The organism is Paenibacillus peoriae (assembly GCF_022531965.1).
Taxonomy (GTDB): Bacteria; Bacillota; Bacilli; order Paenibacillales; family Paenibacillaceae; genus Paenibacillus; species Paenibacillus polymyxa_D.
In genome coordinates this window covers 710,273-734,746 of the sequence record NZ_CP092831.1, presented here as the reverse complement: position 1 = coordinate 734,746, position 24,474 = coordinate 710,273, and the positions used below count along the sequence as shown (strand labels likewise).

19 protein-coding genes are annotated in these 24,474 nt (G+C 42.3%); 9 read left to right on the top strand and 10 right to left on the bottom strand.

Translation table 11 applies throughout. From position 1 onward, the window contains the following. Window position 1 precedes the first annotated feature (1 nt). Together MLD56_RS03330 and MLD56_RS03325 are read right to left on the bottom strand one after the other, a co-directional pair. Window positions 2-1,288, bottom strand: a complete 1,287-nt coding sequence (locus MLD56_RS03330) for a cellulase-like family protein (protein ID WP_029515902.1) — start codon at window positions 1,286-1,288, stop codon at window positions 2-4. Continuing rightward, entirely contained in the window at window positions 1,281-4,637 is a 3,357-nt protein-coding gene (locus MLD56_RS03325; protein WP_029515903.1) for a DUF5107 domain-containing protein, read from the bottom strand. The genes MLD56_RS03330 and MLD56_RS03325 overlap by 8 nt, the downstream gene beginning before the upstream one ends. 136 nt (window positions 4,638-4,773) lie before the next feature. Here MLD56_RS03325 and MLD56_RS03320 point away from each other — a divergent pair, with 136 nt between their 5' ends. Next, a complete protein-coding gene (locus tag MLD56_RS03320) occupies window positions 4,774-5,655 on the top strand; it encodes an AraC family transcriptional regulator (RefSeq protein WP_029515904.1) in 882 nt (293 codons plus the stop codon). Window positions 5,656-5,770: 115 nt separating this feature from the next. Beyond that, window positions 5,771-6,745, top strand: a complete 975-nt coding sequence (locus MLD56_RS03315) for a bile acid:sodium symporter family protein (protein ID WP_029515905.1) — start codon at window positions 5,771-5,773, stop codon at window positions 6,743-6,745. 270 nt (window positions 6,746-7,015) lie between these two features. Here MLD56_RS03315 and MLD56_RS03310 read toward each other — a convergent pair whose 3' ends face one another. From MLD56_RS03310 to MLD56_RS03295, 4 genes are all read right to left on the bottom strand, one after another. Beyond that, window positions 7,016-7,456: a MarR family winged helix-turn-helix transcriptional regulator gene (locus tag MLD56_RS03310; protein WP_049816908.1), complete on the bottom strand. Its 441-nt coding sequence runs from the start codon at window positions 7,454-7,456 to the stop codon at window positions 7,016-7,018. A gap of 627 nt (window positions 7,457-8,083) precedes the next feature. Further along, complete coding sequence (locus tag MLD56_RS03305; protein WP_029515907.1) at window positions 8,084-9,565, bottom strand: glycoside hydrolase family 32 protein; 1,482 nt, start codon at window positions 9,563-9,565, stop codon at window positions 8,084-8,086. Between the two features lie 11 nt (window positions 9,566-9,576). Next, window positions 9,577-10,812, bottom strand: a complete 1,236-nt coding sequence (locus tag MLD56_RS03300) for an MFS transporter (protein WP_029515908.1) — start codon at window positions 10,810-10,812, stop codon at window positions 9,577-9,579. Window positions 10,813-11,010: 198 nt separating this feature from the next. Then, a complete protein-coding gene (locus MLD56_RS03295; protein ID WP_029515909.1) occupies window positions 11,011-11,994 on the bottom strand; it encodes a LacI family DNA-binding transcriptional regulator in 984 nt (327 codons plus the stop codon). Between the two features lie 129 nt (window positions 11,995-12,123). Between MLD56_RS03295 and MLD56_RS03290 the strand changes: the two genes are divergently transcribed. Further along, a complete protein-coding gene (locus tag MLD56_RS03290; RefSeq protein ID WP_161626974.1) occupies window positions 12,124-12,285 on the top strand; it encodes a hypothetical protein in 162 nt (53 codons plus the stop codon). Between the two features lie 446 nt (window positions 12,286-12,731). Next, window positions 12,732-13,304 carry a DinB family protein gene (locus MLD56_RS03285; protein WP_029515910.1) on the top strand — a complete coding sequence of 191 codons (573 nt, stop codon included), beginning with the start codon at window positions 12,732-12,734 and terminating at the stop codon, window positions 13,302-13,304. A 235-nt stretch (window positions 13,305-13,539) separates the two neighbouring features. Here the strand turns inward: MLD56_RS03285 and MLD56_RS26085 are convergent, their stop codons facing one another. The 4 genes from MLD56_RS26085 to MLD56_RS03270 all read right to left on the bottom strand — a co-directional run bounded on the left by MLD56_RS26085 (window position 13,540) and on the right by MLD56_RS03270 (window position 16,895). Further along, complete coding sequence (locus MLD56_RS26085) at window positions 13,540-13,713, bottom strand: DUF3970 family protein (RefSeq protein WP_080658577.1); 174 nt, start codon at window positions 13,711-13,713, stop codon at window positions 13,540-13,542. Between the two features lie 6 nt (window positions 13,714-13,719). Further along, entirely contained in the window at window positions 13,720-13,998 is a 279-nt protein-coding gene (locus MLD56_RS03280) for a 3'-5' exonuclease (protein ID WP_080658578.1), read from the bottom strand. Window positions 13,999-14,322: 324 nt separating this feature from the next. Next, on the bottom strand, window positions 14,323-15,657 hold the full coding sequence (locus MLD56_RS03275) for an erythromycin esterase family protein (protein WP_029515912.1): 1,335 nt from the start codon (window positions 15,655-15,657) through the stop codon (window positions 14,323-14,325). Window positions 15,658-15,737: 80 nt separating this feature from the next. Next, entirely contained in the window at window positions 15,738-16,895 is a 1,158-nt protein-coding gene (locus MLD56_RS03270) for a serine hydrolase domain-containing protein (protein ID WP_029515913.1), read from the bottom strand. 1,096 nt (window positions 16,896-17,991) lie between these two features. On the opposite strand from MLD56_RS03270, the gene aiiA reads away from it, so the two are divergent. The 5 genes from aiiA to MLD56_RS03245 all read left to right on the top strand — a co-directional run bounded on the left by aiiA (window position 17,992) and on the right by MLD56_RS03245 (window position 22,512). After that, window positions 17,992-18,750 (top strand): quorum-quenching N-acyl homoserine lactonase AiiA, encoded by a 759-nt coding sequence (aiiA, locus tag MLD56_RS03265; RefSeq protein WP_029515914.1) that lies wholly within the window; start codon window positions 17,992-17,994, stop codon window positions 18,748-18,750. Between the two features lie 14 nt (window positions 18,751-18,764). After that, window positions 18,765-20,087, top strand: a complete 1,323-nt coding sequence (locus MLD56_RS03260; RefSeq protein ID WP_029515915.1) for an MFS transporter — start codon at window positions 18,765-18,767, stop codon at window positions 20,085-20,087. 45 nt (window positions 20,088-20,132) lie between these two features. Next, complete coding sequence (locus MLD56_RS03255) at window positions 20,133-21,521, top strand: Asp-tRNA(Asn)/Glu-tRNA(Gln) amidotransferase GatCAB subunit A (protein ID WP_029515916.1); 1,389 nt, start codon at window positions 20,133-20,135, stop codon at window positions 21,519-21,521. Window positions 21,522-21,550: 29 nt separating this feature from the next. Continuing rightward, window positions 21,551-21,742 carry a hypothetical protein gene (locus MLD56_RS03250; RefSeq protein ID WP_029515917.1) on the top strand — a complete coding sequence of 64 codons (192 nt, stop codon included), beginning with the start codon at window positions 21,551-21,553 and terminating at the stop codon, window positions 21,740-21,742. 158 nt (window positions 21,743-21,900) lie between these two features. Continuing rightward, window positions 21,901-22,512 (top strand): TetR/AcrR family transcriptional regulator, encoded by a 612-nt coding sequence (locus tag MLD56_RS03245; protein ID WP_029515918.1) that lies wholly within the window; start codon window positions 21,901-21,903, stop codon window positions 22,510-22,512. Window positions 22,513-24,474 lie beyond the last annotated feature (1,962 nt).

Sequence of the window (24,474 nt, the reverse complement as noted above, 5' to 3'; positions counted from 1 at the left end):
GTTAATCTGAATTCAGGATAAATTGGTTCCACTTGCGCTGCCAAGCGATATCATTCCAGAATGGATGATGGGGAGCGCAGTTAGAACAGAGGGTCATTCCCCAGAACCCAAGTGCCATTCCTTTTCGCAACACATATTCAGCGATAAATTTGCCGACTGGGCCTTCTTCAAATTGGGCATGCAGCGGCGTGTAGCCTACATAACCTTCTCCTATGACAATTGGAATGCCGGAATGACGAGTCCATTCATGAATCTCTTCCAATCGGGTGTCGGCCTTCTGCAACATGGCCATTTTATGGTCTCCATACCGATCGTACAAAAATAAATCCCATTGATCGGGATCTACCCAGTCGTGCAAATAAATAAGTCTCATGCCGACTGGATTGCCTTCCATCCGCCAATTCTGCCCCGGAGGCAGGGTCCATTTTGCAAATGGAGGAGCGTCTTCTCTTAATAGGGATTGTACGAATGGATTGGGGAACGGCGCCAACTCATCATAAAGCGCTGCCGCTTCCATAAGCTCATTGAGCACCCCTTTAATATATAGGTGAAAATGGGCCACCTGCATATTGCGCGCGACGTAAGCCTTGGGGTAGGCTTCATTTAACGTATAACTGGCTGTCATCATCATATCAGGATGACATTGGCGAAGATATTCTATCGCTTCTTCTACGTAGGGCTGCATGGCTTCAATAAGCGCCGGTACATTCGTTTCGGCTATGCCTTCAGACGTTCCGACGGCGTTTAACTGCCCAAATTCCACTTCGTTATGCAGCTCTGTATAGATGATCTGACTCCTGTAGCCTTCTGCTGTGACGAAACGGATCAACTGATCCATTGATTTTGCAATGGCCATGAATCTCTCCTTAGGAGGAATTGCAGCTAGTTCATCTCTAAGCTCAGCATGAGCCAGAAAGCTGGGACTCTGCTGATATTCCCAAGAGGATAACATAATGTAACAGTTATGAGCCTTTGCTTGTTTGAACAGTTCGAGCAAATGAGCATGCCCGTCCAGTACTGCGCCTCCACGACAGTTATACCAACGCGTACGCTGGCCTACTTCCCCAAGGTTAGCAAACTCCAAGGGTCCGGGGCGTTTGCCATCCGCTGTAAACAACATGAATGGCATTGCACATATTCGGATCGTATTGTAGCCTCTTTCGACCGCTTCTTTAAAACGGGCTTCCAGATCGCTGTAGGGCTCACCTTCCTGTGTCATGGTATACCAAGAAAAGTCCCACATGGTGATCGTCAATTTGCGCGGTACAGTTCTCATGAGATTACTCAATTGATTTCCCCTCCCAGCTCCAGTCCATATGGTTCAACGCTCCTTGATGGTTAGCTTCTAGCTTAAGCACCGATTCAAAATGCAAGATGGCTTCGTCCTGTCGCCCTAATCCAAGCAAACCAAGTGCTTTCATATAAGTACAATGAACCTGATTACGAATATTCAGGTCATCTTCAAAGATGAGAAAGTCGGGTAACGAGACCGCGAAATAATCCATTTTCACGGGTTCGAATAAGTATCTATCGGCGTAATCAATGAGCTTGTTGAATCGACGATTGCCTTCCTTCGCATAACCAAGTTTCCGCCAGGCCAATCCTTGGTAAAATATCATATCTGGCTGTTGATCGTTATAATACATGGCATTAATGGGTTCCCCCAGTCCTTGAGAGGCCGTGGAAAAGGCCTGTCTTGCCTCATCTGTTAATTTCAATAGCTCATACGCGCAGCCCAAATAATAATAGATATCGTTATCTTGGGAACCCTCTAGCTTACCTTCGCCAAGATTCTCTGGATACACTAAAGCCTCCCGCAGCCCCTTTACAGCCTGTTCAATCCGCCCAGACCTCAGGTCGGACTTGGCAAGCTCTACCTTGGCCAGCCTATACTGTCCCGTTACCTTCCCCTCTCCGCCTTCCCATGGATGAAATATTCTCCCTGTCAGCAAGGACAACGCTATCTTATGCTGCTTCATCGTATTGTGAACGGTTACATATTCTAAAAACAGATCATCGCGAAGCTTTATGATTCCCGGATAACTCTCCATTAGATTCAATCTGTCGTTGGGCTTGATGTTCAGCTTCCTATACAGCTGGTCAAGCTCATAAAGAATACGTGCGTCTGAAGTATTGCACGCAAAGGCCTGCTCTAACGAATGGCGAGCCTTCTCTACTTGGCCTTGTTTGTTAAAATATCCAAGAGCAAGATTACGGTGAACAACGGGGTAAGTATCGTCAATGGAACGAGACATTTCCCAGCTGGAAATAGCATCCTGATGCCGTTTCTTATCATAGAGTAAATTACCTAAGTAATAATGCGCCTTGTCATCCTCCGGTCTTGTTCGAATTGCAAATTGTAACACATCCAACTCAAACAGACGGTTAGGAAAGCAGTAATCGGGTACTGCATCTGCGGCCTGAGCGAGAGCATTGTTCACCTGCTCAAGCTTGCCGATTTTAGCATAGCAGAAGGCCTGAACGTAATACAGCATAGGGTATGTTTTTGCCTGCTCTGGAGCTTCTTCCAGCACACATGCTGCATCCTCATAGAGTCCTGCCGCCGCATAGTCCGATGCTACCGCTATATAGTTGTGCACATCTCCACGCATCCATTTTTCCAGCTCTTCAAAGACCGTTTTAGCATCATCTCGTAACCCGAGAGCCTCTAAAGATAATGCTTGCTCACGGTAAGCTCCAAAATCGGCGATATCGAGCTTCATCGTTTCCTTGGAAAAGGCTATTGCTGCTTCGTTCCTGCCGAGCTTACGAAGAATAGCCGACTTCAGGTTGCGTGCCTTGTAATTGCGAGCATTTCGGATTGTCGAGCGCTCGACGAGTTCCAATGCTTCTTCATAGTTCCCTTGTTCTGTCGCAATCTGTGCCAGTGAGAAATACCCGCTGTCTTGCCATGCCGCACTCCATACTGATTTATAAAATGCAGCGAACGCCTCATCCATCCGCTCTTGGTGTTTTAGCGACAAACCAAGCTGGTAGTAGGCCTCACCATCATAGGGATTAGAGTTACGCCAGGTTATCCGCGAGATGGCTTTACGAAAGCACTCTTCACTTTCTGCATATAACCCTCTGCGAAGAAGCAACGTACCATATGCCATATTTATACGGCTGTCATTCTTATCTCTTTTCAGGCCCTCAAGGTAATACGCCTCAGGCTCAAAGGTAGCATGACGGTATTGCTCCAAGTGTTGTCCTGCTAAATACAATTCTTCGTTCGTTCTTAATTCCTCCGGTTGTGGCAGGGGGTCGGCAGCAGCCGGCATCTGCTCAACTTCCTTTTGCTTAGGCTGGTAGCTAATCAGCTCCCTTCCGGTCGCGTCTTTGACGCTTAAGCATAGATCATAATCCTCATCCTCAGCCAAAATAACTGTCTTCTGTATCAAGGCCTTATTAGGTGTCAGATCCAAGGTTTCTTGAATATAAACTTCCCGCTGGCTGCTTAATTCCACAACAGCCTCGCAAAATAACGAAGTTACATAGACGCCAATCTGTACTGTCCCTTCGCTGCGATTTAATTCCAAACTAACGGCTGCGTCAATTGAAGCGTTTTTGACCATACCAATATGTTTGTAAGGCATAAAATACTGCGAGAACGTCTTTTCTTCATACGGCTGAAGCCAAGTGAAATCTGGTTGATTATCGGTATACACTCCCGTCATCAACTCGATGTAGGGGCCGTCTTCATCTGTTAGATTGCGGTCCCAAGCTTGGCCGAATTCGCCATTTCCCCATGTCCACTGCTTTTTCCCGGGAGAGATGTGATGGTTGGCCACATGCAAAAGCCCAGCTTGTTTCATATGGTCGTAACCACCTATGAAATTGTAATCCGATTTATAGGCCATATATGAAGTGGGAACAGGAATATTTTTGTATCGGGAGATATCTACGCCTTCAGAATAATCCATTTTATAATAAGTGCCTGTAGCAATCGGGAAACGGGATACATCTCGCTTTCCATGGTCGAACACGGCTGATACGTCTGGAGGAAAAACAGATTGCGTATGCTCATGTACTGCTACGGCTGGATTGGCCCACCATAAAAATGTTTGAGGCTCGGCAGTCCGGTTATATAGCTGGGCCCCCACTTTAAGGTATGCCTTATCCGGTTGAAGTGTAAAACCAGCTGTTACTTTCGTGCCGAACATACGATCAATTTCGCTCACCCATACCGTTGCGCTTCCGTCGTCGTGTTCTTCCAACTTGTATTCAACGGGTCCGTAAGTGTTGGGACGGTGATGCTGCGGCCAGTTGAACTCAATGCCTCCAGATATCCATGGTCCCAATAAGCCCACAAGCGCTGGTTTGATGACCCTGTTATAATAAACAAAATCATAACCGTTGGTCTTGTCGACCGCACGATAAATGCGTCCTCCCAGCTCTGGCATGATCTCAATGCGCAAATATTTATTTTCTAGGAAAACTATTTGATAATTTTCAAGTTTCTTCTCATCCTCAATTTTATCAATGACCGGATGCGGATACACTCGACCGGAACTTCCCTGATAGACACGTTTCTCCAGAAACATTGGATTTTTGTCGGGTTTGCCAATTCCATACGTGGGGATCTGCACGGTTTGCTCCCACACGCGTGCCCTAGCGTCGAAAATGCTCAATTCCATCACTCCCTCATAGTCGCTCTTATATTCAGAGCTTACAAGTAAGCGACATTACAGACAATTGACAATCTACTGTTTATGATGGACTATATACGTATTTCATCATTAGAGCCGCCTAAGGCTAGGAGATGGATAGATTATGAATAAGAAAGCTGATGGATTTGAGGGTGAAAAGTTATATGTCGTTCCACCCTATATGCTGGATAAATTAAATATGAATCCGCTTACAAAAAATCTATATATTACGGATATAGGCTGCTTCAGCCATGCCCGCCATCATTTTCGTGAAAGAATGCACGGATGTGACTCTCATATATTCATCTACTGTACCAGCGGAAAAGGTTGGATACGAACAAAGGATGGCCTAACGATTGACATGACAGAGCGAGGCTTTGCGTACATTCCCAGGGACATGCCGCATGCTTATGGGGCTGACGATAGAGATCCTTGGACAATTTACTGGTTTCATCTTAAAGGGGACCAAATGGATGATTTTATAGCATTGTTTGAGCCTTTTAAAACGTATATTTCGATATCTGCCAGTGATGGAGTCAAACTACTGGAGCTATTTCATCAGTGTTACGACCTTTTATTGAATAAATCATACTCCATTATACATTTAGTTCAAGTATCGCAAACTGTCCGTTATCTGCTGAGTTTTGTTGTATCGGTTGCATTTCGCAAGGAAGACAGTACGTACCAGAGTCATGTGGATAAGGCAACACGCTATATGAGTGAACAATTGGAATCCACCGTTTCGCTTGAGCAGCTTAGTCGGCATGTTCAGGTATCCAAGCAGCATCTGAACCTGATATTCAAGCAATCCACCGGCTACTCTCCTGTCGATTACTATTTAAGAATGAAGATACAGAGGGCCAGTCAGCTTTTGGATTTGACGAATGCCTCTATTAAAGAAGTTAGCATACAACTCGGTTTTAGGGACCCTTACTACTTCTCCAGACTATTCAAAAAAATAATGGGCTGCTCTCCTTTGGAATATCGAAATAATTTGAAGGGTTAATCTATGTTCATCAGGAGCGTTCAAATTTGCTTCTATCGGGCTACCGCAAGGTCACAGATCATTTACGAATCACGGGTGCAAGGTCTATACTTAAGGTTAAAAAAGGAAGTTTTGTATGCTCCTCACGTTGAATCGTAGACTAAATGCAGCTATGCCGCTAATTACACCAATCAGCATTCTAATTGGCGTCCTAATCGGTACGCCGTTGTCAGAATATACCGAACTCTCTCCCTGGCTGTTTGCATTCATGACCTTCGCGGGCAGCATCAGTATGGGGTTTAAGGATTTTGTCCATGTGATCAAGCATCCTGGTCCGCTGATCGCCTGTCTGTTTATTCTTCACCTGGCCATGCCGCTTCTCGCCATGATGCTGGGACATCTGGCCTTCAGTGATGATCCTTACACGATTACTGGACTTATTCTTGGTGCAGCTATCCCTACGGGCATTTCCAGCTTCGTGTGGGTCAACATCTATAAAGGCAATACAGCGCTGACATTGGCGATCATTTTAATTGATACGATTTTGGCCCCATTTGCCGTGCCGGGCATCATGTCCCTACTGATCGGAGCGGATGTGCAGCTCGATACCTGGGCGATGATGCAGAGCCTATTCTGGATGATTGTCGTTCCTTCGCTAATCGGCATGGTGTTGAACGAATGGACCAAAGGGAAGATCAAGCAGGTATGGGGACCACGGCTAGGACCGTTCTCCAAGCTGGCTATGGCTCTTGTCGTCATGATTAACGGATCTGTCATTGCGCCTTATCTGGTCGATTTTAATCTTAAGCTTGTCGGAGTATGCCTATCCATAATCGTCCTTGCCTCCACTGGATATGCGATCGGTTATCTGATATCAGGACTGATGCGGTGGAATAATGCAGACCGTACGGCGCTTGTCTTTAACGGCGGCATGCGCAATATTAGCGCGGGAGCCGTGCTTGCCATCACCTATTTCCCGGCCCCGGTAGCATTGCCCGTTGTACTGGGGATGATTTTCCAACAATCCACAGCATCTCTGGTCGGGTTTCTGCTGAGTCGTCGCGACCGCGGCAACGCCAAGGAAAAGCGCAATACGGCCTCTGTTTCTTAAGCAAAGGGGGTTAGCGGTGGTTCCAGATGATAAAACTCCTCCTTATGAGGAGGAGTTAGTTTCGGAAGGGCGTTTCTATACGTACATGGTTGAAAGTCTAATTTAAATATGCATGCACAATCATGTAAATGGTCACTTTCCACTTCTTAACATTACGATTGATCGTGTAGGGTAATATACTAAGCTCCCGTAAAGAGCCTTTCGTGGCACAACGTTCAAGCCATATATTACCCTAAGGAAACTAAGAACGATATACACAGGTCGCAAAGTCTAAAACAGCTTTTGCGTAAGATTTTGAAATTGTGACTTCACTCCATCTTTCTGAAGTTCTGATTGTAACACCTGATTAAAGGTTTGAAGTGCACGCTGGAATTTATTTTCACCTAATTCCGTAATCCGAGTATACACACCTCGTCGATCATCCTCGCATGTATGTCTTTCTAAAGCCCCGCAGTTTTTGGCTTCCATTCTAACTATGAGTCTCGATGTCGCACTCTGACTTAAACCCACCAATTCTTGAAGTTGCTGCAGTCGTAATTTTTTCTCCTCAGAATTGGATATGAAACCCAAAACATAAAACTCCTTCAAAGATAAATCATAATTTTGTAGTAGGGCTTGTTCTAACTTATCATTTAAAGTGGAATGGATGTGAGACAAAGACAACCATACATCCAAAAGTTCGTTTTCATGTTGCAAGTTAGACCACACCATTCTATATTAAAGTATTTCCAGTAAGTTTATCCTATTGTAACAAGCTTAAATGGAATGGTCAAAACCCATACCCTATTTTGAATATTACAATCCGTCGTCACCGAACCAGCATGCAAATGCAGCATAATGGTTCTCGTTTCAGAGTGGCGATTTTATTGACAGTAACTATATTCCAATGTACATACATTGCTGCAATTAATCTTAAAAATGTGAGAAAGCGAATATATCAAAAAAGGAACACGTCAATCATGGTGGTATCTAACCATAATCGACCTGTTGAATGTAAAGGAATAGCATTTTCAAGTGAGCGGTAACAACATCATGACGAAATGGAAGAACAACGTAGATCGTAGCAAAAGGAAGTCAGACAACAAATTTTCACATGTAGCCTTTCAAAAAGACGACACTGCATATCCAGTGTCGACTTGTTAGTGTTATTTTTAATTGTTTTTGTTTCGAAGCAACTTAATAAGGTGAACTTTGCAAATAAAACTCTTGGCCTGAACCCTGAAGACTTCTCGAACCAGTCCCTTGGGAATTCCCCCCTTCAGCCACTCTATCAAGATATATATAGATTCCATATCCTTTTACTGTATACATAATATGAACTGCAATCTTTTCATTGAATTATTCGGCTTGCCATATATCTTTCAATTTCCAATATGTCAGCCCATTTACTAGCGCCTCTCCACCCTCTGTTATGATTTCTATGCCTAGCAATTTCTCACTCGGATAGATGCGACTTGTCATCGTAGCTTGCCCTTCATTCGCAAACATTTCAATGGATGAACGATCCAGATATACATGCAATGTCAGCTGTCCCTCAGCATTGAAGGCTGTTTGACGTACTCCATCTGTCTTTTTACCTGATTTAGAACAATTAAGCATTAGTTTCTGCTCCGGAATAGAATATGTGATAACCGTTTCTTCTCGACCTCTTCCACGAAACTTCAAGCCTACCAGGTCTGCACTTGACTTCGTGAGATCGAACACTACCTTAACTTCAAGCAAGTCTTCTTCAACTTCCTTGAAGTAACTTCCAGAAATAGCACCATATTGATACAAAACATGTTTACTTTGGCGAAGTAACTTCATTTCTTCAACTGGAGTCATCAGTACTCTATTATTGTCACCCAACGTAATTAAACGTGGGATCGTCATTGCTCCACACCAGCCGTCTGCTTTCGTCGGCATATCCGATTCCCACATATCCATCCAACCAAGCGCTATGCGGCGACCTTGATCATCTAGAAAAGTTTGAACCGCATAGAAGTCATGACCAGTATCCAACTCGATGAACTCTCCATGCTTATATTCATTACTATCATAATTATATTCGCCAACATAATATCCCGTCTGGAACAAGTTATTGTACTTATCTCCTTGCGCATCAATACCTTGTGGGGAGAACATAAATATATGCTTACCGTTCAGTTCAAAGAAATCAGGGCACTCCCACATGAAGCCCATATTCTTATCTCCCTGCAGAAGCACACCATGATAGGTCCAAGTCCTAAGATCAGGAGATGTATATAGAATAACACGCGGCAGATCTTCTTTCGTGCTGTTACCTAGGATCATGTACCATGTATCCTCATGCTTCCATACCTTCGGATCACGGAAATGCTGTGAGCTATCAGTCGGAGGTTCAGCGATTACGGGATTCTGCCTTAGTTTTGTAAAATGAATGCCATCTGTGCTTACTGCCACATTTTGATTTTGGAAAAAGATATTGTTTGGTTGATCAATATAGTGATGACCAGTATAGATCAATGTCAGTTCGCCGTTATTATCTACTGCGCTTCCTGAGAAGCAACCATCAAGGTCACACGCATCTCCAGGCGCTAATGCAATCGGACAATGCTCCCAATGTACAAGGTCTTTACTCTTCACGTGGCCCCAATGCATTGGGCCCCAGTTCTCATCATAAGGATGATGCTGATAGAAGGCGTGATATTCACCTTTGAATTGAATTAATCCATTTGGGTCGTTAATCCAGTTTGCTGGTGCCATAATATGATAACCTAATCGGTACCGCTTGTTCATTTTCGCTTCTGCCTGTTTCAATGCTTCCTCAGCTTGCTTCGTATTGTTATTATATGTGTTCATCTTTCTTCCTCCTATGCTGTTTCAATATGCTTGTTAGGCTTGGGATCCAGCTTTTTCGGTTCTTTCTTTAAGGTAAAGATTGAGATTGTTGTAAAGACAAATACGAAAACACCCATAATCACGTACGTATTTGCAAAACCTCTAATGTCATAAGACATACCGGCGATTGGCGAGAAGATCGAAGCTCCTACCTGACTCATAAACTGGAATCCCACCAGATACAAGATCGAAGACAGACGCGTATCGAAATTTGCAGCCAAGTACTTAAATACGGAGATCAGCATGATTGGCAGTTCCAATGCGTGAATCAATTTCATAGCTGAGATTCCATAAGGTCCAATAACTAAGCCTGAACCCATGATCCGGAACGCCATCAAGAACCCTGCCAATATTAGACCCTTTTTTGCTCCAATTTTGTTGACAATGAAAGGCGCTAAGAACATCATGCCTGCTTCCAAGAACACTTGTAGGGAATTTAAGTAACCGTAAACTTGATTGCCTAATGCAACCGTTGAGAACGTCGATGAAAAGTAATTCGGGAACTGCTGGTCATACACATTGTAAATACAGGTAACACCAAGAACATATAAAATGAAGAACCACAAATGCTTATTTGCAAACAAATGGCCGATTTGCTTAAAGTTAACGGATTCTGCTCGCTCCATCTCGGAATCTGTCATTTCAACTTTAATTGTCATCATAATGATAAACAGAACGACAGCAGATACTGATGCAATCCAGAAGTTAATGTTAGGGTTGATATTAAAGAGCTGACCAGCGAAAAACGTTGCTGCTGCCCAACCTAGCGAGCCCCACATACGAGATTTTCCGTATTCAAAGTCATATTTTCGGCTGACTTTCTCGACATAAGATTCGATGGCTCCAATCCCTGCCAAAAAAGAAATACCCAAGTATAATCCACCTGCAATGGCACCGAGAAATACATTGTATTGAAGTAACGGCCCATAGATAAAGATATAGAAAGGACCAACAAATAAGAGCAAAGAACTGATTAGAAATAAAATATGCTTCTTTAATCCGATTTTATCAGATATATAGCCATAAAGCGGTTGCATACATAGCGCAAAGATAGCGTTTACAGTAAAGATAACACCTGTTTCAGCACCATTCAGACTGATTTCTTGCCCTAGCCAGATGGAGAACAATGAATAACTTGCTGACCAAGTAAAGAAGAAAAAGAAAAAATAGGCACTTAGTTTCCAGTACATGCTCTTTGACTTTCTCATATCGAACGCTCCTCAAGTTGAACATTTAATGTAAATGAAAGCACTTTCGTATTTACAGATCGATTATATGTCAACCGCTTTCATATGTCAACCGCTTGACATATTTTCGAAAGAAAAAGAGCTCTCCTCTTGATTTCAATTACTCTAATAAGGATAGCTCCACCTTCTATCACAATGCTGAAAACTATGGAAACTGTATTAAGCCGTACTAGCTTCAATCAGTTTCACTGGTAGATAGGTTTCTCGCGGGACATCACTGAATCCACCTTCAATTTCTTTAATAAGTAACTCTATGGAAGATCTGGCAATCTCCTGTATTGGTTGCTGAATTGTCGTTAATTCAGGGAGAAGATTGCGGGTTGTTTCTGTTCCGTCATATCCAATTACGCGAATATCTTCAGGAACACGTTTTCCTCTTCTTCTTGCTTTAGCAATAAAAGACGCAGCCACCAAGTCATTACTCGCAAACAATCCATCTACTTCAGGATGTTCATCGAGCAAGCGTTTAATCGGTTCGTCGTGATTCTGTTGGTGGAAGGGATCATGTACTTCATAGGTAATTGCCTTTCGACCATACTGCTCCATCACATCTTCATATGCTTTTCTTCTTAAGCTTGCTGGTGTTTCCAATTCAACAGGGCCATTTATGTGTAAGATATGCTTGCACCCTTTTTCAATAAGTAGTTCTGACGCCAGTTTTCCACCCATATAATTATCCGATCCTACAACTGGGATTGAATCGGATAGGAAGCGATCGATCGCAATGACGGCAATGTTCTTCTGTTCATAATTTACGATACCCCGATTGTGTGTACCAACGATAATACCGTCAACTTGATTTCGCATAAGCATATCCACATATGATTCCTCTTTATCCAGCTGATTCAAACTGTTACAAAGCAACAGCTTATAGCCTAATGACGCACAAATATTCTCTATATGAAAAGTCAGCTCTCCGAAAAATGGGTTGCTTGTAGTTGGAATGATTAATCCAATCAGATTTGTTCGTTTACTAAATAATGACCGAGCCACATCATTTGGAAAGTAATTTAGCTCTTGCATCGCTTTATGAACTTGATCCTTCGTTTCTTGACTGATATAGCCACGATTATTAAGTACGCGAGAAACCGTAGTCGGTGAAACTCCTGCTAATTGTGCAACATCGTTAAGTTTTGGTTTCATTGATTCTCCCTGCCTTCTCTCCATGCCATATCTCTAATTTTTTTCATTTTAACATGGTTAAATGTTAAAAAACATGCTTGAGCATTCTTATGGATTATTCTTCAGATTTGTCTCCCTCTAAGAATCTCCTTGGCGACAGAAGAACTGGTCAAAGAAGACGCTAAAAAACAAGGATATGATAGCGAATTTGTTGATCATTACATCATAGAAATGAGCAAAAATCCTCCTGAAGAAGCTTACACCGTATTGCCTGCGGCTGTAACCATTTCGTCGAATCGTGCCACTGCTTAATAGGCTCTGTCGTAAATTCATTTCAATTTTAATGATAATGGTAAACTAAAGTCTAAGCAGTCTCATTTCCTCAGATGCATGTCAGATGATAATTCAACGATCATCTTCATAATTAGTGAGAACTCATTGACTCGAAGTTATACTACTTCTTCATTGTCAATTGTTAGCGAATAATAATGTTTTAGACTAAACAATAAAGAACTAGACTGAGATAAGTTATAGACTGGCGACGCGCGGCCCGCATGCGCGACTGCAGTTGCGCTCCCCATCTCTTCCGGAATGAAGTCCAGCTTTGCGATCGGCGCGCTAGCGACTGCGCCCGTGTAATTAGAAAATATAGTCTTAGACTGGAAAATAAAGTATTAAAGGTATAAACTACGAATATGCTTTTTTCTTGAACCCTCTCATATGATGAGAGTAATTCAGTATTCGAGGAGATGGTCTTGATGAACAAGAACATAGGGATTAAGGATACTTTGGTAAGGTTCGACGAGATTTCGAAGCATTATGTTCGGGAGCTGGACAAGTATAGTCTGGCGGAACTGTGTCGCAAGCCAAGCGAGAACGAATGGTCGCTTGGGCAAATGTACCTGCATCTGCCTCATTCCACGCTGAACTTGCAGCTCCGTCTTGCGGAGCAGTGCATGGCGCTCGGTGGCGGCAACGAGGAGGGCGACGGGAAGACGGAGGCCGGTCATGCCGTGTTTGAGCAAGGGAGCTTCCCACCGGTTCGCATTCAAGTACCGGCCGACTTGCAATATACGCCCCCACAGCCAGAAAGCAAGGAGCAGCTTGTCGCCAAGCTGGAGGAAGCAAGGCGCCGCATGCATGAGATTGGGGCGTCGCTACAGAACATAGACCCAGAGCGGCTGCAGCGAAAGGCGACTCATCCGGCCGTAGCCTTCGGCGCGTTAAACGCGGTCGAATGGTTCACGATGGTGGAGATGCATTACCGTCATCATCTTCTTCAAAAGGAGCGGCTGAACGCTTTCTTACAAACTGCAGAGTTATTAGGCTAACAGGACACGATAGTTGAATGTTGACCACAACAGCGGCCAGTCTAGGAATTTATTTTCGCGTCCTTATCTGCCGCTGTTGCATTTGTCGGATCAGTCTAAAACTTTATTTTGGACAATAAAGTTGTATACCAAAATCCAATATTTGTAATTTCGATTCTTTTATCAATATATAAAAATATGTACGTTAAAATGGGGTAATACCAGCGAAAATGGTACAAACCGCAATTTGTTTCCTCTAAGCTTTTAGAGGCTGATCGTTTGGACTGCTTACATCAACATAAACACGAACATATTCACTGTTTCTGTTCTGATAGGCCTTTGAACGCTTCAGCACTCTGTAATAGTCCTCGAAGTGCTCCAAAAACTGATCAATCTCTTCAGGTATTCCTTCAACCCGTATTTTTAGCATCCTCTTTTACAACTCTTCTTTTAGCGATGAGCTTGGAGCATTTTCAACCATTTCGTTTGTGATTCCGTGGATGGCGGTCGCTTCTTCTGGAATGAGGGATACCGGCTTGATTAACGTTTCAAAAAGAGGATTTTCGTCAAGATCAATAATTGCAATCTCTACGATCTCAGAGTCGCCATCTAAACCGGTGGTTTTCACATCTAAAATGATATATTCTGATTTTCTTTGGCTAACTGAACGGTTCGAGCTTTTTGTATTGCTGCTAGTTGTTTCTCTTATTTTCACAAAAAACCAAGCTGACGATTATAAGATGGACTTTTTCTTGTACAAAAAAGAGTCTGCCCTTGGGCAGACCCGATACAAATGAACAGACTCGTGCAAGTTGTGCTCAGTCAGATTGAACCTGCAGGATAGAGGCTGTTTCAATTCGGATTTATTTTGTTAACTTGATAATAATGTGCTTCTACCCAACATCGTCTCTAATTCGAAAACATTTATTCCATCTAATGATCTTTTAATGGAATAACCTAGCTGACATTTTTAAACACCTCTATTGACACTTAACACTATCATCAATACAACACTTCGTTAAGCCACATTATTACAAATTTATTGATGTAGTTGAGATGGACTCACTTTTTGAATTTGAACAAGTATATCAAACGTTTTACCTAATGATATATCAACAGTTTTTGGTATAGCAGGGCCTTCTTTAGTTATTCCAGCGAAAATTTGATGTTGTTCGTTTAACCAAGTTTTTGTCACTCCGTTCGCCTTACGTAAATCAATAAAAAATTGATCTTTTTTGACCTGTCCAAAAATGTAATTATAACTGTTTGGATCATCTGATTTTAATATTCCATATGGGCCAAATTCACCATCATTATTATAAACATTATATTGTCCTTTATAAACTGATGTTCCAATAGATACATACCGTTTTCCATAATATTCTGCTAAATGCTGCCCAGCTACTTTAGGGTATATAAATGGAATCATATTTGTTTTCGAAACGTGTCCATTATGTCCCCAAACTATGGTTTTCCCTAAATGTTCTTCAGTCCACTTCGCATTTTCATACATTGCAATATCATGTTTCAAATAAAAATCCGATGGTTTATCAGGGGATGTCCCTCCTAACATTGTAGTAAACTGTTCAATAATACGAGCATTTTGTTTTATCCATGCGAACTCTTTGGATTTTCCGTTCAGATAACTTTTATTTTGTTCTAATAAAGCACTGATTTGTTTAGCATCTGAAATATACTTTTCTTTTTCTTCTTTTGTAAGGCTCTCAAAAGTAGTCATATCCTTTGTTACAGGAATGAGACCTTTTATCTTCTCTTCTACTCTAGGCACAAGATCTGAATTGTTTCTTTTTATATATTCTATTATATTATTATAAACATTCTCGTTTACTGATTGAATGTCCATCCCAATGATACGCACTTTAGATTTATGTTCTGGATTAGCATTATATTGTCGAATCCAACTAAGTAGATCTAACATTTCTTTTGTGTTAAATACAGGTGATAGATGTTGGCTTGGGTTTCCCTTACCAGTAAGAACATATCGATCAAGCTCCAAAGCTCTGTCCCATCCCTCTTCTAAAACTAAGTTGATGAATCCCTTTTCAGATACTAAATAATTAACAATGCGTTGTTTCATTGTAAAAACTTCATGAGCCCCATGCGTAGCTTCACCTAAACCTACAATTGAAGCTGAACCTACCATATTCTTAAGTGGTTTTAAATCATTAAAAGATGCAGTTGGATTAGTTGTTTTTAAAGGCTTTGCATGCATTTCTAACCATTCCGTTATTTGATTTGTATTGTAGGGAGCTGTAACAGAAACTCCTGTTTTCGAGTCTGCATAAGTACTTCCTACAAAATTAGTCAGTATTATAGCAAAAACACCAAGTGCAATAATCATTTTCTTTTTCATAATACCCTCCTAAAATACTTACTTGTTAGTTTTTTGACATGCTCTAAGGAGCCCAGTTTAAACCATTTTTTTCCTTTTTCCTACTTGTTAAATTCAGCAAGTAAAATATTTTTAAATGGATCAGGACTATCAGCTTTAAAGCTGTTCAAATTGACGACCAATGTATGCTTGCCTCCAAGTGTGCCACCAGCAAAAGTGGTAAACCCTAGAACTCTACCTTTGTGTCCCCATATCGAGACACCGTTTGGAAGCTTAGTTTCAAAGATCCCAAGACCATATCCGGTTCCTTCTCTATCTGTAGGAACTGTAGTAAGCATTTGTTTTAGTTGCTGTTCCTTCAGTAATTTACCACTGAGTAAGTAAGAGAAGAATTTGTTTAAATCGTCAGCAGTAGAAATCATATCTCCATCCGAGCTACCTGGGTTAATATAAGTAACGTCTTTTAGCTCACTTGCTCCGTCTAGTTGGAAATAGCCACGGGCATGCTTGGTGTCTGGAATCACGCTTGAATTGCCAGGTAGGAATGTATTTGACAAATCAAGCGGTTCAATAATCCGATTTTCAACCTCTTCCGCATAGCTGTTTCCAGTTACTTTTTCAATAAGGATCCCCAGTATTACGTATCCTGTGTTTGAATAAGACCAACCCTTTCCTGGGGCAAAGTCTGGGGGAAGAGAAATCCCCATCTTTACGAATTCTTCAGCCGTATACGATTTTTTTGTATCCGTATAATCAAAGTCTTTTGAATTTACATAGTCAGCGATACCACTTGTATGATTCAATATCTGCCGGATAGTAATTTGGTTACCATCATATCCGTTTCCTTGAATGACACCAGGCAACCATTTTTCAATGGAGTCGTCTAGATTCAAGCGGTTCTCTTCAGATAATTGAAGTAGAACTGTTGCAATGAATGTCTTCGTTACACTACCAATGCGAAAGCGAAAATCTGTTTTCATTGGTTTCTTGGTGCTCAGGTCCGCTAACCCAGCGGCATAACTCCATGTTTTTCCACCCTCAGAAGTTTTAGCAAGTATCCCAGGATATCCAAGTTGCAATGTATCCCGCATTGCCTCTTTGACGGAATTACGTTCACTTTGAGTGCTTGTTTGTAACGGACTAGATACATTTTGAATAGACTCCGCTTTTACAATTGAGGTTGGTGTTGTGTATAACAGAGAACTTCCAGCCATTAAAAGGACTAAACCTGTAGATGCAATTTGACAATGCTTTTTCATAAAGATATTCTTCTCCTCTATTCATATTGTATCGGCAGTTATTTGCTGTTTTAGGGCAAGAGTGGATTTGCAATTATCTTTACTCATTATTATTTTCACAAACGCTATTGTGTCCTAACAAACGGTAAATTCCTTTCTTTTCACATGTATGTTAACCCTAGAAATTACTTCTTTTCCTTAAAACACTCTTGTTACTGGTTTGTTTTTCATAAATAGGTCATACCTGTTTCCCCTTTCACGCCTCTTTATTTTTTTATCATACACAATGAAAATCTCCCCTCCTCGTTTATTGTTAATGTGTTAAACTGCCTCTATGATTCTAAGTATTTTTCTGTCACATACGGTAGTGTCAAAATGTCACACTATTAAAAATCCTAATATTATTCGGAGTGAATATCTCAATCCAGATGTCGCTATCAGTGAAGCTGGTGATTTGGCTGTGTCTTATTCGTATTCCCAGTTGCTCCATAACCTCTCTTACCGGAACTCTTGCCAATCTCAATTCAATCGCTTGCATTTTTCTAGGGGGTAACTCACTCTCGTTGCCAACGTAAAAACACCTCCAAGGTTATCTCCATATCTTACGACATGGCTTGATTCTCTTGAAGGTGTTTTGATTTGTCTCACGTTATGGGGTCAGTCCCCTTGATCTACAGTCGAAAAAGGTTCTTTATCTAACTTTACCAATCGATCAAAAACCTTAATTTCAAATCCCGATTCATTTCTCAACACTTCAAACCGGATGTTCTCCTCTACCGCCGGATTGATGGCTGAACCGAAACATTGTTATCTCCTGACTACAATCAATCATTTTAAGCCCATTATCTTCAAACAGGCATTCAGCATATCCTTGTTTTTATAGATTACAACAGTAATCTCCTGTCGTGCTCTCGTTAGCATTTGGTACAAACGCAGCCCCGTTGTTTCTTTGCACTCCACCTAGGCGACATTCTTTAGCTTGGCGTATTGTTGCAGGTGTAAGGCTTTTGCCGATGCCCAACCGCCGATGACAAATTGACATCGGACAATTTGTCCGATATAATCAAAACAAAACGGACAAACTGTCCGAATTTATAATACGAAGGGTGAAACTGGGATGCATATCAAAAAATTGTATTTTTTATCTGTAGGTGAATGTTTCCTAGATCAATCGGCAGTTAATCGAACCCTTGCCCCCGGGAAATTAGTCGGAATGCCTGTGTGGTCTTTTCTATTGGAAACGACCAGCGGGCCGATACTCATCGATACGGGAATGCCCGACGCTTTTATCAACAATCCCGATTACTACAAGGGGACTAGACGTGAAGGGCGCGTCGTCCCCAACATGTCTGACGGCGACTCGATCGTAAATGTGTTAAAGCGTGTCGGTTATCGACCTGACGATATTCAAATGGTCATTAGCTCTCATTTACACTTGGATCATTCTGGGGGAAACGGGCATTTCCGCAATACGCCGATCCTTATTCAAAGGGCAGAGTATGATGCGGCCATAAACAATGAGGATTACTCTCCATTAGAGTGCAGGCTGCCCGATTTACAATATCAAATCATTGAGGGTGACCATGAATTGATTCCGGGGGTTCAAATTTTATTCACTCCGGGTCATTCCCCTGGCCATCAATCAGTCCTTGTCACAACGGAAAAGTCGGGTCCAGTGCTACTGACAATTGATGTTGCTTATACTCGGGAGAACTTCGAGAATAGCGTACCGTTCTTGACATTCGATCAAGAGATGGCTGCCAAATCGATTACTCGCATGCAGGAGTTAATTCAGGATGTTCGGCCGTCCTATGTTTTCTTGGGACACGATAGAGATCAGGCGCAAAAATGCCGCACCTTTCCTGACTTCCTGTAATGGATAGACAGGCTATGGATACTCAATCAATGGCTTTATCCGGCAATGAGCGGAAATTAATGGGGACACTTTGCTTGCTCATTATTTTCGGAAACATCAATATGACGATGTTTAATTTGTCTATACCTTCGATTTCCGCTGACTTTGCCCTGACCTCCTCGCAGGTGAGCTGGGTTATGGTCGGTTACAGCATTTTGATGGCTATCGGCGCCGGTACTTACGGCAAGTTAACGGAGTCCTTTTCCTTTCGCCAGCTGTATGTCATTGGTTTAATCCTTTTAGCTTTCGGCTCTATGATCGGCTTTTTTGCAGCTTCATACTTGCAAGTCATCATTGGAAGACTACTGCAGGCAGCAGGGGCCTCATCCATCTCTCCCCTGTCTTATGCGGCAGTAACCCTGTATTTTAAGCCTACAGTCAAGGGACGGGTGCTGGGAACCTTATCCGCCACAATTGCCTTTGCTTCCGGCTTCGGGCCTGTGTTCGGCGGTTTCGTAGAGCAATACTTTGGCTGGCGTGCTTTGTTCATCGTGTCCAGTCTGAGCCTATTTGTTATCCCTTTGATATTCAAGTATGTTCCTGACAAGAAACACGACCGCGGTTCATTCGATTTTCTCGGAGCTGTTTTGTTCTCCGCGGGACTGGCGTTGGTATTGCTAGGGGTTACGAACTATTGGTTTATGCTCATTGCAGGAGCAGCAGTTCTTCTATGGTTCGGTACTCATATTCAGAAAAAAGAACATCCATTTATCGATGCATCTTTCATGAAAAATGCTCCTTACCGACGAATTCTAGGGATTGGATTCCTTACCTTCGTATGCAACACGGGGTTAACCTTTACTCTTCCTGTCATGATGAAGAATTCCTTTCATTTACCAACTAGTAAAATCGGTCTGCTGATGCTTCCCGGTGCCGCCTGTGCAGCCTTGCTCGGATCCCGGATCGGAGGTTGGACAGATCGTTTCGGAAGCTCCCGTGTGCTTGTCATATCGCAAAGTCTCGTCATCAGCGGATTTATACTACTGGGGGTATCCGTACATTTGCCGCCATGGATCGACGCTTTATTGATCATTATCCTTATGATTGGATTCAACGGTGTCCTCACCTCTAGCAGCAATTTAGTTTCGACGACACTCCGTTCGGCTGAGTTGGGTGTGGGGATGGGTATTTTCACACTGGCCTATCTCCTAGGCGGAGCATTCGGCCCTGCGCTGGTCGGCCGACTGATTGATCTAAAGATGCCTTTTTCTGTTGTTTATTTTACCATTTCCCTGTTGGCAATCCTGACATACTTATTCGCAAGAAAAGCAAATCCTAGCGGAAGCTATGGTAATTAGTTTGGTAGACTTACGACATGTCCGAAAGATACGGAGGATGAATAGATGAGTAAATTAAATTTCCAACTGTCCTTTGCTGCTATTCATGAGCTGGCCGAGGGGATCCGAACAAGGGAAATATCCCCGGTAGAGATTACAGAACATGCGCTTCACCGCATCGAACGTTTGAATCCGAAACTGAACGTTTTCGTTACCCAAACGTCCGAACTGGCGATTGAACAAGCGAAGCAATCGGAACGCGATATTATGCATGGTCGGTACAAAGGGCCCCTTCACGGGATTCCCATCGTTCATAAGGATCTATATTACACTAAAGGGATCCGAACAACTGCCGGTTCAAAAATATTGAACAGCTTCGTCCCCGATTACGATTCGACGGTTGCAGCTAAGCTACATGAGGCTGGAACAGTTCTGCTAGGCAAAGTACAGACTCACGAGTTCGCTGCGGGATTGACAACAACTAGCCCGCACTTCGGTCCTTGCCTCAATCCGTGGAACACTGAACTTGTAACGGGAGGTTCAAGCGGCGGCTCGGCTTCTGCTTTAGCAGCTGGACTTACTTATCTGGGCACAGGCTCGGATACCGGAGGTTCGATCCGCATACCCGCTGCTTTGTGCGGTGTCGTAGGGATGAAGCCGACGTACGGTCGGGTCAGTCGGTATGGTATCATTCCAATGGCCTGGTCATTGGACCACTCGGGTCCGTTGACCCGCTGTGTCATGGATGCGTCCCTGTGCTTGGATGTGATGTCTGGCTTCGATCCAAAGGATGAATCGACTGTCGATCTGCCTGCGCCAGGTATCAAGATGTATCCGAATGGTCTCAGGGGTGTGCGTATCGGATTGCCGACAAGCTACTATTACGAGGATTTGATGCCGGAAGTGGAAGCTGCGATGAAGGCCGCTATCAATAAATTCCGAGAACTGGGAGCAGAAATCATCGAAGTTAGCCTGCCCCTGATCAAACATGTTAGAAGTGCGACGATGGCCATTATGATGACGGAAATGTACTCGTACCACGAGAAGTGGCTTGAGACAGAATTGGAACAGTATGGACCGGACGTCCGAATGTTTCTTGAAAGCAGTAGAGATATTCCGGCTTCCATTTACCTTCAGTCTCAGCGGGCCCGGCAACTAATTGTCAATGATTTTTTGAATGCATTGTCCGGAATCGACATCTTGTTGACGCCGGCAACACCGATCACTGCGCCGCGTGCAGATGATGATGCTAGTGTATTCAGATTGAACTCATTTACGGTTCCGACCAATTTGACTGGCTTGCCTAGCCTGAGCATGCCTTGCGGCTTCTCACCTTCCGGTCTGCCGATTAATATGCAATTGATTGGCCGCCCCTTCGAAGAAGCGACAGTACTAGGTATCGGCAATACTTATGAAATGAATACAGACTGGCACAAGAGACATCCGGATTTGTAAGCCTGACTATATTTGATGGAGGGTAATCTATGGATCAAAAGCAACTTAACTCTGAAGTTAGCAGGAAAGCATCAACCGAAACCGGAACAGATACGACGAGCGACAAGAAAAAAGCATACGAGCAGTTTATTCATACGATCGCAAGTTTAAAGGAACTGGACCTATCGGGCATTGAACCGCATTTGCCTCCAATTTACAAAAAGCACTATACCAAGAAATAAAAAAAGCTCATCGGTCACCCAAATGAATGTATTTTTAATTTTTCACGAAATGTATTATAATTATGAAGACGGACAACATGTCCTATACACAAAAAACGGACATATTGTCCGTTTTTCGTGTTAAATAACAGTTAAATTAATGATGAAGGGAGATGTTTATGGTGAATTCAGAATCGCAATCTGTCTCTCTGAAAATTCCCAGAGAGGAGTTAAACCGAAGACGAATTTTGGCGGCGGCTAGAGAACTTTTCATCAAAAAAGGTGTTGACAATGTCAATATGCATCAGATTGCGAAGACTGCTGGAGTAGGACAAGCAAGCCTATACCGCCGCTACTCGGATAAGGGCGACATATGTCAGGAGATCGCGTATGAAGAATACCAACCTTTGTTTGATGAAGTTCAAGCATTTCTTGATCAATCCCCAGAAACCGCTGCCTTGGTCCGGCTTTACCATGTAATCGTAAGATATGTCTCTTTTTTAGAGGCGAAAGTTCCTTGGCTCTGTGAGGTCAGCCGGGCCTCAACCGGGCATCGTCCGTTACAATCTCCGTTATGTCAATGGATGCGCAATATAAGCAGAGATCTGCTAAATGAGGCCGTTGAACAGGGAGACGTATCCGGGGTGGACATTTCATATACTATTGAAGCCCTGCTGGCCGTGCTTCACAATATCGATTACCATCTCCAAGATGAAGGCTTTACAAGCCAACGAGTTCTTGATGGATTACACCGCATATTTATTGAAGGTTTAAGAGCTAATAGACATTAATTGAGGGGCTGGCCACAAAGCCACATAACATGGATGAGGGATAGTCCTGCGTAACTCCTCTTTTTATCTCATAATGGTATATTGAATGTACAAAGAAACCATATCCTTTCAAATGGTCGGGTGGTACCTCCATTTTACCCAGGAACGGTTTCTTATTGTTTTACAATTGGAGAACAGGACGTCCCTAGTCATTTTTATGACTTATGGGACAACCCTTTTTTTCTGCCAATGGCTGCTACGCGAATTGTCCGGATCGGACTTCCATGGCACGCTCTCCTTATTCGGTCTTCTTATCATCAGCAGCGCTCTTTCGTCTACTTCCTGTAGGCTTCGTAGCAGCAGGCTTAGTAGCCTGAGAATCCATGGAGAACAAGCAGGTTTTCATCTTATGTATTCCAAAATTGCAGTTGAAGAGATTTGTACAACACTTGGGGATTTTATTAACTCATCTTCCAAACTCCACGTCCAACTTCTCCAATCCATAACCAAACCACCTTTACGAAAAGTATCAATTATGATCGTAATTTGGATTCGATATCGATAATACCATATGTTAACATTTATAGGATATATAGAGTAAATAGAAACACAAAAAACCAATAGAAACAAGGGGCTTTGTTTCTACTGGTTTAAAAATGTCTCAAACATATACCCAAAAATGTCTCGGTTATCAACCAAATCAGTCTCAATTATTACCGTTACTCACTGTGTGGTGTCATAATTAATGAGAATATCCACATTGCTTAAATGCATAAAAATACATCCACTTGTATACATTATTTTACCATCGAGTAACCCTAAAGATACAAAAAAGGGCACAAAAAATGCCGGTTGGCAACTTTCTTTGTTCAACATATATTTATGAATCTCGGTTAATCCTTCACCGATCGCTACAATATACTTCTCATTTTCTTTTTTATTCTCCGTTTCAAAATGGATATAAAAAACATATGCAGTTCCATCATTAAATACAAAGATGCAGTAGCTGGTAAATCTTCAATTAATTTAATTTTTGAGTCTGTTATGAGGTATACAATATTGTTTGGATCATAGAGGTACCAGTCATCTCTCATCACTTACGATATATCCGTTAACTTTTTTATAGCCAGCAGCCATTTTCTCCTTATAAGCTTCATCACGTAGTCTTTTTATTCTTTCCTGTTTTAATACCTCTCTAGCTGCTAATTTTAGTTTATTGTACCTTCTATTGAATTTATCTAACTGATAGAATGCAAACACATTGCTAAGCTTAGGCCTTTCATCGAGAAGGGTTAATAACTTAGGAATTGTGACTGAACTGTAAAACTGCCCCAAACTCTTTGGATCTAGCTCTTAGTTTTCTTCTGTATTCTGTTCTTTGCGTTCTAAGAGTATCTATCTCTTTCAACAGTTCAACTTCACGTCTAGCCAGATGGTTTCTTTCAGTTTCAACTTTAGTAATATTTCTTTTCAGAGGCTCTCTGAGTTATGCCCGATGATTTCTTTCATCACCAGCAAATTTTGATTTAGATCTGCTGTAAAAGGAACGACTAGTTGAGGTATTTCTTGTTTCATGAAACTTTTTTTGATCAAAGCTGAACCAGTGTAAATTTCTCCCGTTCCCTGTATGCAACCATTGAAATACTCTTGATACTCCAAACGGAAGAGCAAATGGGAAAAAAGTTCCTAACCATATATCCGGTTTAATAAGATAAGTTAGTACCTTTTGCAGAATGATGACGGTCTCACCCTTTCATGAAAATCAAGAAATTCCATATTTGCTAATTTAGCATACCCAGCCCCATTATTTTAATTCAAACGCTTAATTGCCCTTGTCTTAACACAAGACAATATCATTTATCTGTAAAACAAAAAGCCGCCAAATTGGCGACTTCATAACCACTGCAAGTTCTTGTCCCGAACTGAGAACAAGAACTAGGTACCCCCTTGGGAAAAGAATATGATCTTATTGTCAATCATCAT

What these genes read in the sequence shown, in the direction of transcription:
- MLD56_RS03285 (WP_029515910.1), top strand. Translation starts at nt 12,732, where the DNA reads ATGAACAAGAACATAGGGATTAAGGATACTTTGGTAAGGTTCGACGAG.
- MLD56_RS03315 (WP_029515905.1), top strand. Translation starts at nt 5,771, where the DNA reads ATGCTCCTCACGTTGAATCGTAGACTAAATGCAGCTATGCCGCTAATT.
- MLD56_RS26085 (WP_080658577.1), bottom strand. Translation starts at nt 13,713, where the DNA reads ATGCTAAAAATACGGGTTGAAGGAATACCTGAAGAGATTGATCAGTTT.
- aiiA (WP_029515914.1), top strand. Translation starts at nt 17,992, where the DNA reads ATGCATATCAAAAAATTGTATTTTTTATCTGTAGGTGAATGTTTCCTA.
- MLD56_RS03260 (WP_029515915.1), top strand. Translation starts at nt 18,765, where the DNA reads ATGGATACTCAATCAATGGCTTTATCCGGCAATGAGCGGAAATTAATG.
- MLD56_RS03295 (WP_029515909.1), bottom strand. Translation starts at nt 11,994, where the DNA reads ATGAAACCAAAACTTAACGATGTTGCACAATTAGCAGGAGTTTCACCG.
- MLD56_RS03270 (WP_029515913.1), bottom strand. Translation starts at nt 16,895, where the DNA reads ATGAAAAAGCATTGTCAAATTGCATCTACAGGTTTAGTCCTTTTAATG.
- MLD56_RS03255 (WP_029515916.1), top strand. Translation starts at nt 20,133, where the DNA reads ATGAGTAAATTAAATTTCCAACTGTCCTTTGCTGCTATTCATGAGCTG.
- MLD56_RS03320 (WP_029515904.1), top strand. Translation starts at nt 4,774, where the DNA reads ATGAATAAGAAAGCTGATGGATTTGAGGGTGAAAAGTTATATGTCGTT.
- MLD56_RS03245 (WP_029515918.1), top strand. Translation starts at nt 21,901, where the DNA reads ATGGTGAATTCAGAATCGCAATCTGTCTCTCTGAAAATTCCCAGAGAG.
- MLD56_RS03305 (WP_029515907.1), bottom strand. Translation starts at nt 9,565, where the DNA reads ATGAACACATATAATAACAATACGAAGCAAGCTGAGGAAGCATTGAAA.
- MLD56_RS03325 (WP_029515903.1), bottom strand. Translation starts at nt 4,637, where the DNA reads ATGGAATTGAGCATTTTCGACGCTAGGGCACGCGTGTGGGAGCAAACC.
- MLD56_RS03250 (WP_029515917.1), top strand. Translation starts at nt 21,551, where the DNA reads ATGGATCAAAAGCAACTTAACTCTGAAGTTAGCAGGAAAGCATCAACC.
- MLD56_RS03275 (WP_029515912.1), bottom strand. Translation starts at nt 15,657, where the DNA reads ATGAAAAAGAAAATGATTATTGCACTTGGTGTTTTTGCTATAATACTG.
- MLD56_RS03310 (WP_049816908.1), bottom strand. Translation starts at nt 7,456, where the DNA reads ATGGTGTGGTCTAACTTGCAACATGAAAACGAACTTTTGGATGTATGG.
- MLD56_RS03300 (WP_029515908.1), bottom strand. Translation starts at nt 10,812, where the DNA reads ATGAGAAAGTCAAAGAGCATGTACTGGAAACTAAGTGCCTATTTTTTC.